Source organism: Vibrio sp. 03_296, assembly GCF_002265885.1.
On record NZ_NPKW01000726.1, the window covers coordinates 1 to 899 of the forward strand.

1 protein-coding gene and 1 pseudogene are annotated in these 899 nt (G+C 49.4%); both read left to right on the forward strand.

Annotated elements, in window-relative coordinates; genetic code table 11:
- Nucleotides 1-487 (forward strand): PTS transporter subunit EIIC (locus CIK04_RS35760; RefSeq protein WP_369597176.1); only part of this gene is annotated, 487 nt, incomplete at its 5' end.
- Nucleotides 477-899: pseudogene (locus tag CIK04_RS35765) on the forward strand (PTS transporter subunit EIIC); the annotation flags it as partial. The gene CIK04_RS35760 and the pseudogene CIK04_RS35765, both read left to right, overlap by 11 nt.

Genomic DNA, 899 nt, shown 5'->3' on the forward strand with positions numbered 1-899 from the left:
GTTGCAATACCTCTTTATGTGGATGACCAAAATTGGTCTGGTCGCTTTCATCTATTTGCCAGTGATGTTTGCTGTCGCTATTCCGCTCGGCTTGGCTCGTGAAGAAAAAGGTGTGGCTGGTTTTGCCGGTTTTGTTGGCTACGCAGCCTTTAATTTGGCGATTAACTTCTTTCTCACTGTGGCTGGTGTGCTGGATAGCCAAGCTGAGCGCGCGGCGTATGGCGTAAAAAGCATCATTGGTATTGAATCTATTGATACCGGTATTCTTGGCGCAGTGATCGTTGGTGTCATTGTTGCCAAGCTGCATCAACGCTTTACTACCTTCAAAAYTGACCAGACTGCACTTGCCTTCTTTGGTGGTGCGCGCTTTGTTCCCATTATCTCTGCTATCGTATTGGGTGTGGTGGGTGTTTTTATTCCTTTCGTTTGGCCTTACTTCGCTGCAGGTATCAATGGCATCGGTCATGTGATTGAAGGTGCGGGGTGATTTTTGGCCCCAATGCTGTTTTGGTACTGGTGAGCGTTTGCTGCTGCCCATTGGTTTGCACCATATTCTCGTTGCACTGATCCGTTTCACGGAAGCAGRCGGCACAATGGAAGTGTGTGGACAAACCGTGTCCGGAGCGTTGAACATTTTCTATTCTGAGCTTTCTTGCCCTGAAGTGACCAACTTCACACCAGAAGTGACGGCGTTCTTGTCTCAAGGAAAAATGCCGACCTTCTTAGGTGGCCTTCCGGGCGCGGCACTTGCAATGTATCACTGTGCTCGTCCAGAAACCGCTCAAAATCAAAGCGCTGCTCATTTCTGGTGTGGTGGCTTGTGTGGTGGGTGGGATCACCGAACCGCTAGAATTCTTATTCCTGTTTGTTGCGCCAGCACTTTACCTCGTGCATGCCGT